This is a genomic window from Pseudoalteromonas sp. S1610 (assembly GCF_005887465.1).
Taxonomy (GTDB): domain Bacteria; phylum Pseudomonadota; class Gammaproteobacteria; order Enterobacterales; family Alteromonadaceae; genus Pseudoalteromonas; species Pseudoalteromonas undina.
Map to the genome: position 1 here is coordinate 25057 of NZ_PNDI01000050.1, position 16865 is coordinate 41921.

At 39.6% G+C, this 16865-nt stretch carries 16 protein-coding genes and 2 tRNA genes; 14 read left to right on the forward strand and 4 right to left on the reverse strand.

Annotated features, from left to right (window positions below):
- Positions 1-49: 49 nt before the first annotated feature.
- A complete protein-coding gene (locus CWB77_RS15210) occupies positions 50-793 on the reverse strand; it encodes a DUF3307 domain-containing protein (RefSeq protein WP_138623450.1) in 744 nt (247 codons plus the stop codon).
- The gene (locus CWB77_RS15215) at positions 793-1416 is read right to left on the reverse strand and encodes a hypothetical protein (RefSeq protein ID WP_138623452.1); all 624 of its coding nucleotides are present in this window, start codon (positions 1414-1416) and stop codon (positions 793-795) included. Before CWB77_RS15215 ends, CWB77_RS15210 begins: the two co-directional genes overlap by 1 nt.
- Before the next feature lie 139 nt (positions 1417-1555).
- Here CWB77_RS15215 and CWB77_RS15220 point away from each other — a divergent pair, with 139 nt between their 5' ends.
- The 8 genes from CWB77_RS15220 to CWB77_RS15255 all read left to right on the forward strand — a co-directional run bounded on the left by CWB77_RS15220 (position 1556) and on the right by CWB77_RS15255 (position 10094).
- On the forward strand, positions 1556-2050 hold the full coding sequence (locus CWB77_RS15220) for a LabA-like NYN domain-containing protein (RefSeq protein WP_138623454.1): 495 nt from the start codon (positions 1556-1558) through the stop codon (positions 2048-2050).
- Between the two features lie 185 nt (positions 2051-2235).
- Positions 2236-3162, forward strand: coding sequence for an NAD(+) diphosphatase (gene nudC, locus CWB77_RS15225; protein ID WP_131690793.1), 927 nt, complete (start codon positions 2236-2238; stop codon positions 3160-3162).
- A 3-nt stretch (positions 3163-3165) separates the two neighbouring features.
- Positions 3166-4344 carry a cystathionine beta-lyase gene (locus CWB77_RS15230; protein WP_138623456.1) on the forward strand — a complete coding sequence of 393 codons (1179 nt, stop codon included), beginning with the start codon at positions 3166-3168 and terminating at the stop codon, positions 4342-4344.
- 143 nt (positions 4345-4487) lie between these two features.
- Complete coding sequence (locus CWB77_RS15235; protein WP_138609296.1) at positions 4488-5315, forward strand: ABC transporter permease; 828 nt, start codon at positions 4488-4490, stop codon at positions 5313-5315.
- The gene (locus CWB77_RS15240; RefSeq protein WP_138623458.1) at positions 5312-6220 is read left to right on the forward strand and encodes an ABC transporter ATP-binding protein; all 909 of its coding nucleotides are present in this window, start codon (positions 5312-5314) and stop codon (positions 6218-6220) included. The genes CWB77_RS15235 and CWB77_RS15240 overlap by 4 nt, the downstream gene beginning before the upstream one ends.
- On the forward strand, positions 6220-6594 hold the full coding sequence (locus CWB77_RS15245) for a PH domain-containing protein (RefSeq protein ID WP_008111597.1): 375 nt from the start codon (positions 6220-6222) through the stop codon (positions 6592-6594). The genes CWB77_RS15240 and CWB77_RS15245 overlap by 1 nt, the downstream gene beginning before the upstream one ends.
- Before the next feature lie 208 nt (positions 6595-6802).
- Complete coding sequence (locus tag CWB77_RS15250) at positions 6803-7591, forward strand: putative porin (RefSeq protein ID WP_010391475.1); 789 nt, start codon at positions 6803-6805, stop codon at positions 7589-7591.
- 226 nt (positions 7592-7817) lie between these two features.
- Positions 7818-10094: an acyl-CoA dehydrogenase gene (locus tag CWB77_RS15255; RefSeq protein ID WP_138623460.1), complete on the forward strand. Its 2277-nt coding sequence runs from the start codon at positions 7818-7820 to the stop codon at positions 10092-10094.
- Between the two features lie 76 nt (positions 10095-10170).
- On the opposite strand, the gene CWB77_RS15260 is transcribed toward CWB77_RS15255, so the two are convergent.
- Together CWB77_RS15260 and cysK are read right to left on the reverse strand one after the other, a co-directional pair.
- Complete coding sequence (locus CWB77_RS15260; protein WP_010391478.1) at positions 10171-10620, reverse strand: hypothetical protein; 450 nt, start codon at positions 10618-10620, stop codon at positions 10171-10173.
- Between the two features lie 145 nt (positions 10621-10765).
- Positions 10766-11734: a cysteine synthase A gene (gene cysK / locus CWB77_RS15265; RefSeq protein WP_138623461.1), complete on the reverse strand. Its 969-nt coding sequence runs from the start codon at positions 11732-11734 to the stop codon at positions 10766-10768.
- 377 nt (positions 11735-12111) lie between these two features.
- Between cysK and CWB77_RS15270 the strand changes: the two genes are divergently transcribed.
- The 6 genes from CWB77_RS15270 (at position 12112) to CWB77_RS15295 (ending at position 16821) form a co-directional block, all read left to right on the forward strand.
- Positions 12112-13263, forward strand: coding sequence for a dicarboxylate/amino acid:cation symporter (locus tag CWB77_RS15270; RefSeq protein WP_138571035.1), 1152 nt, complete (start codon positions 12112-12114; stop codon positions 13261-13263).
- A gap of 167 nt (positions 13264-13430) precedes the next feature.
- Entirely contained in the window at positions 13431-14081 is a 651-nt protein-coding gene (gene uvrY / locus CWB77_RS15275) for a UvrY/SirA/GacA family response regulator transcription factor (protein ID WP_010391483.1), read from the forward strand.
- Between the two features lie 9 nt (positions 14082-14090).
- The gene (gene uvrC / locus CWB77_RS15280) at positions 14091-15914 is read left to right on the forward strand and encodes an excinuclease ABC subunit UvrC (RefSeq protein WP_010391485.1); all 1824 of its coding nucleotides are present in this window, start codon (positions 14091-14093) and stop codon (positions 15912-15914) included.
- Positions 15915-15956: 42 nt separating this feature from the next.
- Positions 15957-16502 (forward strand): CDP-diacylglycerol--glycerol-3-phosphate 3-phosphatidyltransferase, encoded by a 546-nt coding sequence (gene pgsA, locus CWB77_RS15285; protein WP_036933597.1) that lies wholly within the window; start codon positions 15957-15959, stop codon positions 16500-16502.
- A 141-nt stretch (positions 16503-16643) separates the two neighbouring features.
- A tRNA-Gly gene (locus CWB77_RS15290) sits at positions 16644-16719 on the forward strand.
- Positions 16720-16747: 28 nt separating this feature from the next.
- A tRNA-Cys gene (locus CWB77_RS15295) sits at positions 16748-16821 on the forward strand.
- Positions 16822-16865 lie beyond the last annotated feature (44 nt).

A 16865-nucleotide genomic window follows, 5' to 3' on the forward strand; every position in this document is an offset into this window, starting at 1 on the left:
CGCTTACTTTTACTGGTAGCGCGTTTTTAATGCCTATTTTAAAGCTTTACTAACCGATTAAATAATTAACTGCTAATCCTACAAATAAAGTAACACTAACGCTCAGTAACGTTCCTAGCATCACATATTCAGTGAGTTGTTTATCTTTGCTGGCACTTAAGTCGCCAAATCTAAACACGGATTTGGCGGCAATTAAAAACCCAAGCCCTGCAAACTGATCTAATAAAATAAATGTCAGCATAAGTACTCTTTCAAGCATACCAATACTTTGTCCTGCTAAGGGGAGGCTACCATCACTAGAAAAGTGATTAGTTAAACGCTCTAACATCATTCTTATAAATACCGCACTGGGACTTAAAATAATAAGGTAACCAGCTATAACCCACAGCACTTTATCGTTGCACAATAACGCCATCACATTGTCAGCAAATTGCTGATCGTCAGTTAGCCAAATACTTATCGCAATAATGACAGTGATATGTGCAATTTGGTCTAATAAAAAAGGCACTACGCCTTTATTTGAATACGATTTCGCAATATCAATAAAGTAGTGACTGATCATAATAATGCCGGTCGCCAGTAATACGCTGCTTAGTTGTTGCCAGCCAAAACTATATTCCCAAAGTGCCACAACGACTGCACTGGTAATTCCGTGAACCAATACATGGTAGTAAAGTTTTTTTGCTTTAAAATGACGGGTGTTTCTGTCGTTTACCCAACTCATGGGTTGCCAATAAAAATCAGCGAGTAAGTGGCCAATAATCAGTGCAACGAGTAATAGTGAAAATTCCATTAGTCATGTCCTTGCTGTATGCTTCTAAGCTGTTGTTGTGCATGTGAAATAAATCGTTCTATCAGCTGATAGTTAGCAAGATTAAGCAGCTTAGTAACGTTTTCGCGGCTAGTGTTGAGCTCTTTAGCTAAAGCTGCATGGTTGTTATTAGTATGGGTTAAATATACATACAAAGCATTTGCTTGTTTTTGGGTTATTTTACACAGTAATACATCGACAAACGCTAGGTTTAGCTTAAAGCTCTCATCAACCGATTGATCTGCAATAGCAAATGTAAAACGCTGGTTTGTCATTTTATCTAGCTCATGACCAGAGAGAGTAAACGCAGAGCCTGTAGCAGTTTTTATACTCGTACTAGGGTTATCTATGTGCCCCAACGCCATGCTTTGGCGCAATTCATAGCCGGCAGATTTTAACTGTAGATAAATAAGAATAGCGGTGGTAACTAACTGTTCACTTTTATCGAGTTGCAGTTGAAATGCATCCCCACGGTAAATATCCCAAGATGTTGTTTTATTGCAATTTGCACGTAAACTTTGCTCTAGCTGGTAAAGCATGGCATCGTATTGTTGTTTAGGTATTTTTTGCGATTTAATAATATCGCCGCTGATCACACCAATCATAAAAATCCAGATAGATTATTTATATGTAACTAAATTTGGTTACATTGTTAAATGTAACCGTATTTGGTTACGTTGGGTTTGGTAACTAATTTAGGTTACTTAACACGCAATTGCAAGTATTACTCATTGGGACATAAGAATGACCTCACAACAAAGCAGTAAACCTCGTGTAGGTATTTTTGTCGATGTACAAAATATTTATTACACCTGTAGCGAAAGCTACGGTAAAAACTTTGATTACAATGCCTTTTGGCGAATGATGGAGCAACAATACGATATAGAATGTGCGTTCGCTTATGCAATATACCGAGGTGATGAAAAGCAAAATCAGTTTCAAAATATTTTGCGCGCTATTGGCTTTGAAGTAAAACTAAAACCCTTTATTCAACGCCGTGACGGCAGTGCCAAAGGCGATTGGGATGTGGGTATAACCATAGATATGCTAGAGCAGGGGAAGCAGCTTGATAAAGTTATTTTACTCTCGGGTGACGGTGACTTTGCATTATTACTTGGGCATTTAAAAAATCAATATGATGTTCCGTGTGATGTATACGGTGCTGATAAATTAACCGCAGAGGTACTTAAGCAAAGTGCCGAGCAATTTCATTTAATTGACAAACAGCTACTACTTTAAAAAGTATAAGTATTGTATTTTTGATTTATTTTTGAGCAGAATGTTTGCGTTGATCATGAGAGTATTTAATACAACGGGTGCATAGATTAATTAAGCCTAATTTAGGCTTTTTTTATGGCGATAATAAATTGGGTTTAGTGGATGAGTATGGTAATTTTAAGATTCAATTAGTATCAAGGAATTACATGCTTAACTACAGTAATATGCCATTAGACAGAGGCTCAAATGCGCGCAAAGACCCTACTTGGGTAGACGCAAAAAAAACAGCAGACAGTTTATGGCTTTTAGTTAAAGGCAATCACACCTTATTTGCTAACAGTAGCCCTGAGGTGGTGTATTTAGCTTACCAACAAGTGGCGCATTTAGATTTAACGCAGGCTATTCTTTTAGGATCAAATAAACAGGATAATGCCGTATTTGCGCTAGACGTAACTGAACTCGAAGAGTCGTTATTAGCAACGATTGTTGGTGATGCCAAGTTTGCAGATATTCGTCAATATGGTACTCAAGTAGCACTTGAAGATGGCTCAAATGCAGCGCTTGCTCGTGGGTTGTGTTACTGGCATGCCACTCATAGTTTTTGTGGTCGCTGTGGTACCAAAAATCACTTAGTTGAAGGGGGGCATTCACGTTTATGCGACAACGCAGCCTGTATGCACCAAACTTTTCCGCGTACCGATCCAGCCGTTATTATGGTAGTAACTAAAACATTTTCTGATGGGATTGAACGCTGCTTATTGGGTCGCCAAGCAACTTGGCCAAAAGGTCTGTATTCCTCGCTTGCCGGGTTTGTCGATCCAGGTGAAACCCTTGAACAAACCGTGATCCGAGAAGTAAAAGAGGAAGCGGGCATTACCGTGGAAAAAGCAGAGTATATTGCTTCTCAACCTTGGCCGTTTCCTTCATCAATTATGCTTGGTTTTATTGCCACAGCAAGCAGTGATGAAATAAGCACAGAGCAAGATGAACTTGAAGATGCACGATGGTTTTCTCGCCAAGAACTTGCGCAATTTAAAGATTGGCAACACGAGGGGGAGCATTTAAAGCTACCTAGAGCTGATTCGATTTCGCGTTATTTAATTGAATATTGGCGTACTCAGATAGAAGGATGAATCATGTCGAGCAAAAATAAAAATACCCAATTAGTGTCATCAGGGCGCAAAAAAGCGTACACCCATGGCGTAGTTAATCCAGTGATACAGCGCGCTTCAACGATTGTATTTGATTCTGTGAGTGAGCTTAAAGAAGCGGCTAAAACACGTGGCGACAAAACCTTGTTTTATGGCCGCAGAGGGACGACCACTCATTTTGCTCTGCAAGAGGCTATTACCGAACTCGAAGGCGGTGAGGGCTGTGCGTTATACTCATGTGGCGCGGCAGCGATAAGCCAAACTCTGTTATCGTTTTTAAAGTCCGGTGATCATATTTTAATAGTGGACACTGTTTACGAGCCAACTCGTGATTTTTGCGACAAGATATTAGCTGGGTTGGGTATTAGTACGACCTATTATCCGCCAATGATTGGTGCAGACATAAAAGAGTACATTCAAGACAATACCAAAATGTTGTTTTTAGAGTCTCCGGGGTCAATTACCATGGAAGTTCAAGACGTTCCCGCCATGGTAAAAGTGGCAAACGATCATAATGTAATGACAGTGCTTGATAACACCTATGGCAATGGCTTGCATTATCGTCCGCTTGAACATGGTGTTGATATTAGTATTCAAGCCGCCACAAAATATATTGTTGGCCATTCTGATGTGATGATGGGCGTTGCTGTAGCTAATAAAAAATATTGGCCTACGTTACGCGAGCAGTCTTACTTATTAGGTCAATGCACTAGTGCCGATGATGCGTATTTAGCACTACGAGGCTTGCGTACCATGGCCGTGCGATTAAACCAGCATGAAAAAGCCGCGCTAGAAGTAGCAAAATGGCTTGAGCAACATCAGCTGGTGGATCATATTCGCCATCCTGCGTTTATAACATGCCCAGGCCATGAATTTTTTAAACGCGATTTTGACGGTAGTAATGGTTTATTTTCGTTTGTAATGAAAGCGGGTAATCAACACGCCATAGATGCTTTTTTAGATAGCCTACAACATTTCAAAATGGGCTTTTCGTGGGGGGGCTTCGAGAGCTTAGTAACGGCAAACTTATCAATGAAAGGGCTGCGCTCGCAAACAGGGTGGGAGCATGGACCTGTTATTCGTTTGCATATTGGTTTGGAAGATGTTGAAGATTTAATTGCCGACTTACAGCAAGCATTAGTTATTTATGAGCAACATTTATAATTATTAATTGGTTAAATTACATTATTTGTTACAAAGCCTACCTCTGAGTAGGCTTTTTTTTGCTAGCAATTCAACGTGTTTACACTTAGTGTTGTTAAATAACGCTTATTTTAAAGTATGAACAACGTCATTAAGGATAGTCAATGGCAACACCATCACCTATTAACGTAGGGCGCTTAACCCAAATCGCGGGTTTTGAGCTGGTACGTATGTTTTTAACTAAACGAGGACTTATTGCACTGGCGGCTTTTGCGCTAGTGTGGCTTGTTATTTTACGTTACCCCATAGGCCAAGCTGTAGGCATAATCAGCTCGCCAGATTTTGAACAAATAGCCCGTGATATTTCCGGCTCTATTGGATTAAGTAAGTTACTTGATTGGCCTGAAGCCGAATTTGCTATGTATTGGCTTATTGCTTTGTATAGTTTTCCTGTTTTTAGCTTATTTATTTGTAGTGATCAAACCGTCGGTGACAGAGAGCGCGGTACGCTAAGGTTTTTATCATTACGCTCAACGCGCTTTGAAATACTCTTTGGTCGATTTTTAGGACAGTTAGCGGTACTAACCTGTTTAGTTGGCATCACGCTTATAGCGACATTGGCGGTGCTCGGGTTTCGCGAGCCGAGCTTACTTGCTGGTGGCCTTGGTCGTGCTGTTTCAATATTTTTAATACTCATAGTTACTTTTTCGCCGTTTGTAGCCTTAATGAGCTTAATTAATACTTTTGCGAGTTCCTCTCGTCTGGCAATTGTATTAGCTATTTTATATTTTACAGCCGGTGGCATTATTGTTGGATTACTGGAGTGGCAACTACCCGCATTAAGTGTGCTTGATTATTTATTCCCCGGTGTGCAAATAGAGTTATTAGCTGGACAAAACTTACCGTTATTGAGCGCTTTGGCTATTCCTTTAGTGCAAACAGCGGTGTTACTTGCAGTTGCTCAACGTATTTTTGCAAGGAGCTCATTATGAAATCATTAATAACAGGGCGTAATTTAAGTAAATCATACGGCTCAAAATTGGCTCTTGATAATGTGAATTTTGAGATTCAAAAAGGCGCGCCAGTTGCATTAGTTGGCCCTAATGGCGCAGGGAAAACCACTTTATTTAGTTTATTGTGTGGCTATATCGCACCTAGCATGGGTGAGCTTGAAATACTCGGCAATAAACCAGGTAGCGCGGCTTTATTTAATAAAGTGAGTGCGTTACCACAAGATGCACAGCTAGATCCGCGTTTTAATATAGATAAACAACTTAGCTTTTATGCCAAGCTACAAGGTATGGGCACCAAGCAAAGCCAAATAGAGGCACTTCGAGTATTAGATTTAGTGGGTCTTAGCGAGGTTGCAAAAAACCGCGCAGGGGACTTATCTCACGGTATGCGCAAGCGTGTAACCATAGCACAAGCATTAATTGGTTCACCGCAAATTGTAATGTTAGATGAAGCCACCGCAGGGCTTGATCCGATTCATGCCAGAGAGGTCAGAGAGCTGGTGTCTGAGCTGTCGTCTCAAGCGACGTTTATTTTAAGCTCTCATGATTTAACTGAACTAGAACGACTTTGCTCCCAAGTACTACATTTAGATAAAGGCATATTAAGCGAGCATCAAACTAAAGCGGCGAATACTGATAAGCACTTTTATACCTTAATGCTAAGTGAAGCGTATCAAAATGTGGAGCAACAACTGCAAGCAATTGAGGGTGTGAGTCGTGTTTATATGAGCCAACATAAAGAGTATGTGATTGAGTATCAACCAACTAGCGATTCACTTGACATCGCGCTATTGCAATTTTGCCACCAACATAATTGGCAGTATAGGCAGTTAGTAAATGGTCATACTCTAGAAAATCAAATATTTAAACAGGAGAAACTGTAATGGGATTATTTAGTGGTTTAATGGGTAACGCCAGTGAAGTGGATGATGCCGATTTAGAAAAAGTATTGGCTAATACGCTTATTGAAGGTGAGCGAGTTGAAAAGGCGTATAAAGTAGTTCGTGATATGTTTATCTTTACTAATAAGCGACTAATTTTATTAGATAAACAAGGTGTGACTGGTTCTAAAATGGAAATGATCAGTATTGCTTACTCTAAGATAACTAAGTTCAGCAAAGAAAGTGCGGGGCACTTTGATTTAGATGCAGAACTGAAAATTTGGGTTGGATCTGATCCAAACCCTATCAGCAAAGACTTTAAAGCTGGTGATAACATAAATGATGTTTATAGGATAATTAGCCAGTATTCATTATAGAAACAAACAAAAATCGGTGTAAAATTAAAGTAATTGTTTACAGTTTGTTGCGATTACTTTAACATAAATTACTCCAACACTTTCTTACAAATTCCCTAACAAATACAATTGCTTGATTCAGTTTTCGTTCAGTTTCGCGGCGTTAGCATACCCCCACTTTAGCAATGTAGTTAAAGTACAAAAACAATGTACATAGGGATGTTTCATTATGAAAAAGTTAGCAATTATTATTTCAGGTCTTTTATTATCAAGTGCTGCACACGCTGCAGATAGCTATCAATCAATCAGTAACTTAAACTACACAGATACTGATAACAACGATACTATCAGCGTGGACTCTACTTACTACTTCTCTCCAAAGAGCACACTAGGTCCATACGATCAATTCGAATACATCAATAAGCAAAGCAACGTATTTGGTGGCTACGCTGATGACGATTTTGGCGATGTGACTGCTATTGGCGGTGAATACTTCGTTGAAGATTTTGTTGTTGGTGCGTCTTATCAAAATGCTGATTACAACTCTAACAACGAGTCATACACACTTTCTGCTGGTTATTTCTTTAACCCAGATTTACTTGCAAAAGTAAGATTTGTTGATCAAAAAGATGGTGATAACGTTACATTCTTTTCTTTAGCATACAACCACATGCTAAACGATACAGATTACGTAGGTATCACTGTAGAATCAGATGATGATTTTGATTCTCGTTCAGTAGCTGCTAAATACTTTGTTGATTTACAACAAGGTAACTACTTAACAGTAGAAGGTACATTTGTAAGCCTTGACGAAGCAGATGACCAATGGAACGTAGAAACAAACTACTACTTCTCTAAAGCGACTTCTGTATTTGCATCTTACGATAAAGAAGACAACTACAGCTTTGGTGCTCAACACTTCATCAATAAAAACATTGGTTTAAAAGTGGGTTACGGCAACAACGCAGATGACTCAGATAACGATGCTTACTTTGCTAACATGCGTTTTCAGTTTTAATTAAGCGTTTAATCGCATAAATTAAAACCAGTTAAGTAGTAAAAAGCCCACACTTTGTGGGCTTTTTGCTGTGTGTAATAAATGCGTAACTCTACTTTATCGTTATATTTTAATTACAATAGAATCGGCTCATCATTTAGTGGCACTCCTCTGACAGCCCATTGTATTTAAATTAAGATCGGTCATAATTAAATCAATGTTTTTATAACTGTAAAGGAATGTGTTTATGTCAGTATTTATTATATTGCTGGTTGTGGTGATCGTGGTGTTTGCAATTAAAGATATCCGCCTTAATTTAATTACTCGACCCACTTTTAAAATGTTTAAAAAAGTATTACCGCCATTATCGCAAACAGAGCGAGAAGCCATGGAAGCAGGCGATGTTTGGTGGGATGGCGAGCTATTTAGTGGTGATCCTGATTGGCAAAAATTACACAACTATCCGCGTCCACAGTTAAGTGAAAAAGAAACTGCATTTATAGATAATCAAGTTGAAACTTTATTAGCCATGCTTGATGACTATAAAATTGTACAAAAAGACAAAGATTTACCTAAAGAGGTTTGGGACTTTTTAAAAACCGAAGGGTTTTTTGCAATGATCATCCCAGAAAAATTTGGGGGTCTTGAATTCTCTGCTATTGCCAATTCCACCATAGTGTCAAAAATTGCGACTAAAAGCTTAACAGCCGCCGTGACGGTCATGGTACCCAATAGCTTAGGTCCTGGTGAGTTATTACTGCACTACGGAACAACTGAGCAACAAGAGCGCTGGCTACCTAGCCTTGCAAAAGGCGACGATGTGCCTTGTTTTGCATTAACGGGCCCTGAGGCTGGCTCAGATGCTGGCAGTATTCCTGATTCTGGTGTGGTGTGCAAAGGCGAGCATGATGGTAAGGAAGTGTTGGGGCTGCGTTTAAATTGGTCAAAACGCTACATCACACTTGCGCCAGTTGCGACTGTGTTAGGGCTTGCATTTAAAATGTACGATCCAGATGGGTTGTTAGGCGATGAAAAAGAGCTTGGCATTACGTGTGCACTCATTCCAACCGATCACCCAGGTGTTAAAACCGGCGAGCGGCATTACCCCCTAAATATGGCGTTTATGAATGGCACAACGTACGGTAAAGATGTATTTATTCCGCTTGATTGGATTATAGGTGGTCAGCAAGGGGCAGGACGAGGTTGGCGCATGCTAGTTGAATGTTTAAGTGCAGGGCGTGGTATTTCGTTACCGGCACTAAGCACTGCAACAGGGCATTTAGCGGCTAAAATGACTTCGGCTTACTCTGTTGTTCGACAACAGTTTGGTGTGTCAATTGGTCAATTTGAAGGGGTTCAAGAAGGGTTAGCACGTATTGGTGGCCTAACTTATGCGCTGGAATCGTGCAGGTTAATGACAGCTGGTGCTATTGATTTAAAACTAAGTCCATCAGTAGTAACAGCTATTGCAAAATACCATATGACCGAAATGGGTCGAACAGTAATGAATGATGCGATGGACATTCATGCAGGTAAAGGGATTCAGGTTGGGCCTAATAACTATTTAGCACATGGCTATATGGGTATTCCGGTTTCGATTACGGTTGAGGGCGCTAATATTTTAACTCGTAATTTAATGATATTTGGCCAAGGCGCTACTCGTTGTCATCCGTTTGTATTAAAAGAAATGGAAGCGGCTTCAATGGAAGATGATGACGCGGCATTAGAGCAATTTGATGGTCTATTGATGAACCACATAGTGTTTGCTATTGGCAATGCAAGCATGGCTTTAGTGCATGGTTTAACTCGCAGCCACTTTGCCAAAGCACCTGTGTGCGGAGAAACCGCGGCCTACTATAAACAGTTAGGGAGAATGAGCCGAGGACTTGCGTTTACAACAGATGTTGCAATGTTGATGTTAGGTGGTGAACTTAAACGCAAAGAAATGATATCGGCACGTTTAGGCGATGTATTAAGTCATTTGTATATTGCTTCTACCGTGTTAAAACGTTTTGAAGATGAAGGGCGTCAACAAGCTGATTTACCTTTTGTTAAGTATGCAATAGAGACGTCATTATATGAAATAGGTCAAGCATTTGACGGTTTCTTTAAAAATTTCTCTAACCCGGTGGTTAACTTTGCCCTTAAACGCATTGTGTTTCCGTTAGGTAATCATTATCACAAACCAAGTGATACCACTTCACAAAGTATTTGTGAACACATGACTCAACCAGGCGTGTTTCGAAACAGGCTTACTCATTTGTGCTACATCGATGAGAAGGCAGGCACTGGAGTGATGGAAAATGCTTTTTTAGCGATGCACGACATGCAAAATCAATTTAAACATTTAAAGCAGTGGCAACGAAAAGGTAAGGTACCTGCAACTTTTGATATTGAACAAGCTATTGAGTACGCTCTTGAGCATGAGTTACTTACTAAGTTAGATGCTGAAGCTATGCATCATGCTAATAAATTACGAATGCAGGCTATTGCGGTAGATAATTTTAAACCTGAAGATTTCTAACATTGTACTCAAGCACTAAAAAAGCCTTAAACTTATAATTTAAGGCTTTTTTATATATTTTTAGATTGAACGTTGATCAGCGCCCGTAAGGATCGGCGATGATTTTATCTACGTACCATTTACCTTTTATTTTTAGCATTTCGATACTGCGAAAGTCATCAATTTTTTTTCCATTAAAATAACCAGTAAATACAATATTTATCTTAGCGTGATTACCGTACTGTTCTCGCAGGCTTGAATTTGACATATCAATTTCAATTACCACTTCATCGAATTGTAAATTAATAAGACTACGGGCAAATTGTTTTGCTGTACCGTAAGATTTCATTATGCGAGCTAGCTTAGGCGTTGCGAAATTACTGGCTTTTTGCAAGTTATGTTGATTATAAAGCGCATCAAAATACACTGTGGCGGTATCGCCTGGACGGTCATTGTCAATGTACTGTTCTTTAGGTTTAGTATTGTCATTACAGCCAACGATCAAAATACTAAAAATGAGCACAAAAGAAGTTAAAATTGTTTTCATATTTGGTCAGGTTGATTACTCATACATAAAGTGTGTGATGGAATGGAGGAGATGTAAAGAGGATAGGACTAAATAGGTGTTAACTTATTAAAAAAGCAATAAAAAAGGATGTTAAAAAACATCCTTTTTTAATAGTGTTGTTCGATTACTGAACAAGCTCTTGCTCGGAAAACTCTTCATCAAACATGGGGCTTGATAAGTAACGCTCTGTTGCGCTTGGTAAAATAACCACAATGCTTTTATCTGCATTTTCAGGACGCTCAGCAATACGTTTTGCTGCAACCACGGCTGCACCCGATGAAATACCGACTAAGATCCCTTCTTTTTTCATTAGTTCATGACACATTGCGATACATTCATCATTAGACACTTGTTCTACGCCATCAATAATTGATAGGTCTAAATTCCCAGGAATAAAGCCTGCGCCAATGCCTTGTATTTTATGTGGTCCTGGTTTTACCTCTTCACCAGCAAGCGTTTGACTAATAACTGGCGAGTGGCTTGGCTCTACAGCGATTGATTTTACATTTAAGCCTTTTTCTTTTTTAAGATAACGACTAACGCCTGTAATCGTTCCGCCTGTACCAACACCTGCAACAAAGAAATCGATTTTGCCATCGAGTGCATTAAAGATTTCCGGACCCGTTGTTTCAAAGTGAATTTTTGGGTTTGCCGGGTTTTCGAACTGTTGTAGCAAAATAAATTTATCTGGATCTGCTGCTTGAATTTCTTTGGCTTTAGTAATAGCGCCATTCATGCCCTTAGCGCCATCTGTGAGCACTAGGTTAGCACCGAGTGCCTTTAATAGTTTACGACGTTCTAAGCTCATGGTGTTTGGCATTGTAAGCGTTAGCTTGTAACCGCGAGAAGCCGCTACAAATGCCAATGCAATACCCGTATTGCCTGATGTTGGCTCTATAAGTTCTTTGTCTTTGGTTAGTTGACCTGATTTTTCAGCTTCCCAAATCATTGATGCACCAATACGGCATTTGATACTAAAGCTAGGATTACGTGATTCAACTTTAGCGTATACATTCCCACCTGTAACACGGTTAAGTTTTACCAACGGTGTGTTACCGATGCTTAGTGAGTTATCTTCAAAAATAGTAGACATAATGTTCCTTTAGGTACAATCTGATCAACACGTTAACAGCTATTCTGTTAACTTTATAAGCCTACTTTACTGTGAGATAAAAAAAGTTAAAGTAAGCTTTGGCTATAACATATATTAATTCCGCTTATAACGGATTGAACTAAAAACTCAATCTGTTAATTTTTTAGTTATTAAAAAGGCGAACTTGAAATCATTTGTTCGTTTTTAACTTTGTACTTTATCTTTTCTTTATGTAGTCGTTATTTAAACAAATCAACACATCACACTTATATTTTGTTGGTTAATTGTGCAAATGAACTGCGGTTGAACAGTTTATTGACACAAACTATTCAAAACATGGTAAAAACACATTATCTAAATTCAATAAAGTAATCACCATGAAGTTAATCTTAAAATTAATTGCCGGTATTGTGGCCGGTATCTTAGTCGGGCTCTACATTCCCTTAACTGGCGTTGAGCTTTTATACACAGTAAAAGAGCTTATCGGCCAGCTTATTAGTTTTACAATTCCACTGATTATTTTATTTTTTATTGCCTCTGGGATTGCCGGGCTTCCTAAAGGATCAGGGCATCTACTGGGAAAAACGGTGGGTTTTGCGTATGGCTCAACAATTATAGCTGGTACCTTGGCGTTTTTATTAGTAACAGCGGTTATTCCGTTTTTAAGCGGCGGTATTTCATTTGAAGCTGAAGCAGTGACCGAAGTAGGAAGCTTTATTGACTTAGAAATTCCACCATTAATGGGTGTAATGACTGCTTTAGTTACAGCATTTGTATTTGGTATTGGTATGAGCCAGCTTGGCTTAGACACATTAAAAACTGTGTCGGATCAGGGGCGCGATATTATTGATGGTTTACTTTCAAAAGTAATTATTCCGGCATTACCGTTTTACATTGCGGGTGTATTTGCTGAAATGACCGTAGCAGGCACCGTTGTTGATACATTACAAGCATTTGGTGTAGTACTTGTTGCTGCATTAGTGATGCATTGGTTATGGTTGAGTGTTTTATACATTACCTCAGGCCTATTACTTAAGCGTAATCCTATTGAGCTAATTAAAAATATGTTACCTGCGTACTTTACTGCATTAGGAACTATGTCGAGTGCGGCAACCATTCCAGTATCTTTGCAATCAAGTAAAGCAAATAACGTTAAAGAGGATGTAGCTAACTTTACAGTGCCATTATGCGCCACTATTCATCTATCAGGTTCAACAATTACAATAGTTACCTGTGCTATGGCTGTGATGTTTTTATCGCCTAGCATGGAAGTACCTTCATTAATGGCTATGTTGCCATTCATTATGATGTTAGGTGTTGTGATGATTGCAGCGCCAGGCGCCCCAGGTGGTGCAGTAATGTCGGCGTTAGGTTTATTAACTAGCATGCTTGGTTTCAACGAAGGTGCGGTGGCACTAATGATTGCACTTTACCTAGCGCAAGATAGCTTCGGCACTGCGTGTAATGTAACTGGCGATGGTATTATTGCTTTATGGGTAGACCGTTTTAGTGAAAAAGCGTCAGCATAAATCATTGGGGCGTATTTACCTGCTATAGGTAAATGCGCTTTTAATCATATCGGTCATAAAGACCGATTACGAAAGCATAATATTAGTTATGGTTTCGTAGTATCTATGCTAATGTTGAAAATTAATTTTGTTAACTTGCATCTTATTAGGCTAGTGAGGGTGTTCTATTGATTAACGTACTTTTAGTTGATGACCATGAACTTGTGCGCACAGGGATCAGACGTATTCTTGATGATATACGTGGTTTTAAAGTAATAGGTGAAGCTAAAACAGGCGAAGAGGCTGTGCAGTTTTGTCGTCAGCATGCGCCAAATATAGTGTTAATGGATATGAACATGCCTGGTATGGGCGGGCTTGAGGCAACTAAAAAGATTTGCCGTTACTGCCCTGATGTAAAAATTATTGTGCTTACTGTTAATTGCGAAGACCCATTTCCAAGTAAGGTCATGCAAATTGGTGCTCATGGCTTTTTAACCAAAGGTGCTGGATCTGATGAAATGGTTCGCGCTATACGCTGTGTGCATGCAGGACAACGCTATATTGCTCCAGAAATAGCGCAACAGATTGCACTTGCGCAGGTAACCGGGCGTACCGATGAAAACCCATTTCAAAGCCTATCCGAGCGTGAACTACAAATTATGCTGATGATCACCAAAGGTGAAAAAGCACAGGATATTGCTGATCGCTTAAATTTAAGTTCTAAAACAGTAAACAGTTATCGCTATCGCATGTTTGAAAAGCTTAACGTAGGAGGCGATGTAGAGCTTACTCATTTAGCCATACGTTACAAAATGATTGATATAGATATCTCTTACTAGTCGGTATATATGTCTGAATTTGATCATGTCCAGTTTTTAAAAACATTATCGAGTGAGCCTGGCGTTTATCGCATGCTCGATAATGACAACCAAGTTATCTATGTCGGTAAAGCTAAAAGTTTAAAAAAGCGGGTAAGTAGTTACTTTCGTAGTAATATAACCGATAGTAAAACCCGTGTTTTAGTAAGTAATATTTGTAATATTGAAGTCACGCTTACTAATACAGAGACAGAAGCTTTACTGCTCGAAAACAACCTCATTAAAAAATATCAGCCACGTTATAATATTCTGTTACGTGATGATAAGTCGTACCCTTACATACTGCTCACTAATCATAAGCATCCTCGCTTAGCCTTTCATCGTGGTAGCAGAAAAGTAAAAGGTGAATATTTTGGTCCGTTTCCAAGCGCGGGGGCGGTTTCAGAAAGCTTACGCTTAATGCAAAAAATATTTCCGGTACGTCAATGCGAAGATGCCTACTACCGTGCGCGTAGTCGCCCTTGCTTACAGTATCAATTAAAACGCTGCTCTGCGCCGTGTGTAAATAAAGTCTCTGAAGATGAATACGCGCAGCAAGTTGATTATGTCCGCAAGTTTTTAACTGGTAAATCTCATGAAGTAATAGCCGATCTCATTGCTAAAATGGAAAAAGCCAGTGAGCAGCTTAATTTTGAACTTGCAGCTAAAGTTCGCGACCAAATTATGTTGCTGCGTAAAATGCAGGAGCAGCAATCTATCTCTGGCAATTTTGCGGAAATGGATGTGGTCGGCTTTGCCCATTTAAACGGTTTAAATGGGATTCATCTATTAATGATTCGCGATCATAAAGTGCTGGGTAGTAAAACTTATTTTCCAAAGGTGCCTAAAGACTCACAAGAGCAAGAAATTTTAACCTCTTTCTTAGGTCAATATTATTTAGCTCCAGGTGCGACAGGGCGCATTGCTAAAGAAATCATTTTACCATTTGAAATAGAAGAAAGTGATGCACTAGGTGAAGCCTTGACCCAAATTAGTGAACGTAAGGTATCGCTTAAAGTGGTAACCCGTGGTGAGCGAGCACAGTACTTACAGTTAGCGAATAAAAATGCATTAAATAGCATTACGGTTAAGCAAAGCACTCAAGACTCGATAAACAAGCGTTATGCGCAATTAAAGGCTACTTTGCGTCTTGATGATATTAATCGCATGGAATGTTTTGATATCAGTCACACCATGGGTGAAAACACAGTGGCCAGTTGTGTTGTATTTGATTCTCAAGGCCCTAACAATAAAGAGTATCGTCGTTACAACGTGACCGGTATTACCGGTGGTGATGATTACGCCGCTATGGAATTTGCACTAAACAAACGTTACAACAAGTTGGTTGATGAGGAGAAAATTCCCGATGTTATTTTTATCGATGGTGGTAAAGGTCAATTAGGTAGAGCAGAGCAATACTTCGAAAACTGGCCGCATACAAAAATGCCGCTATTAGTCGGTGTTGCAAAAGGCACTAGCCGTAAGCCGGGTCTTGAAACCTTGCTTATAGATGGCGGGCGTAAAACAATTCCTATGGATTCTGATGCACCAGCGCTTCATTTGATCCAGCATATACGCGATGAATCCCATCGTTTTGCAATTGCAGGGCACCGTAATAAGCGGCAAAAACAACGCACTCAGTCGTTACTAGAAGAAATAGATGGCGTTGGTTCAAAGCGTCGACAAACATTATTAAAATATTTAGGGGGCATGCAAGGCGTAAAAGCTGCTAATATAGAACAGCTAAAGAAAGTTCCTGGGATCAGTCCTGACATGGCTGAGAAGATATTTAACCATTTGCATGACAAGGGCTAGCCCTATGTGCGAATATAGAAAAAAAGACATATCCAAGTAGTTATGTGGAATATTCCAAACACACTCACAACGTTTAGACTCTTTCTTATCCCCATTTTTTTGGTGATATTTTATATGCCTTATTCATGGGCATTCTTTGTTGCTGCCTTTATTTTTTGGCTGGCTTCGATCACAGATATACTTGATGGCTATTTAGCCCGTAAACTTGAGCAATCAACGCCTTTTGGTGCATTTTTAGACCCGGTTGCTGATAAAGTAATGGTGTGTGCTGCCTTGGTTGCATTATCTGAGCATTACCAATCTTTGTATATGACCATACCCGCGCTTATTATTATTAGCCGTGAAATTGTTATATCGGCGCTACGCGAATGGATGGCTGAACAGGGGAAACGCGGTAACGTAGCTGTATCCGATATGGGTAAGTTAAAAACCGCAGCTCAAATGTTAGCCATTATCGGTTTAATTTGGCAGTACGATAGCTGGATGATGTATTTAAGTTATGGCTTGCTTTATATAGCCACATTTTTAACGCTTAGTTCTATGGTGCAATATTTAGTTGCAGCATGGGGAGAATTGACCAAAAATTGATTGTAAACGTCTAATAACGCACCATTTTAGATAAAAAATAATCAAACAGTTCAAAAGTAGCATTTTTTGTGTTGACGCGTTTAATAATCTCTGTAGAATGCGTCCGTGTTGAGAGGGCATAGCCCCCTAGATAAACATAAAGCGGCACTAGCTCAGTTGGTAGAGCGCGACCTTGCCAAGGTCGAGGTCACGAGTTCGAGCCTCGTGTGCCGCTCCAGTTTATCTTAAAGCTAACCTAGTATTGAGGCGGAATGGCAGAGTGGCCATGCACCGGATTGCAAATCCGTTTACCCCGGTTCGACTCCGGGTTCCGCCTCCAATCAACACTCCACACGCTTTAATTAGCAAACTCGATGCCCGAGT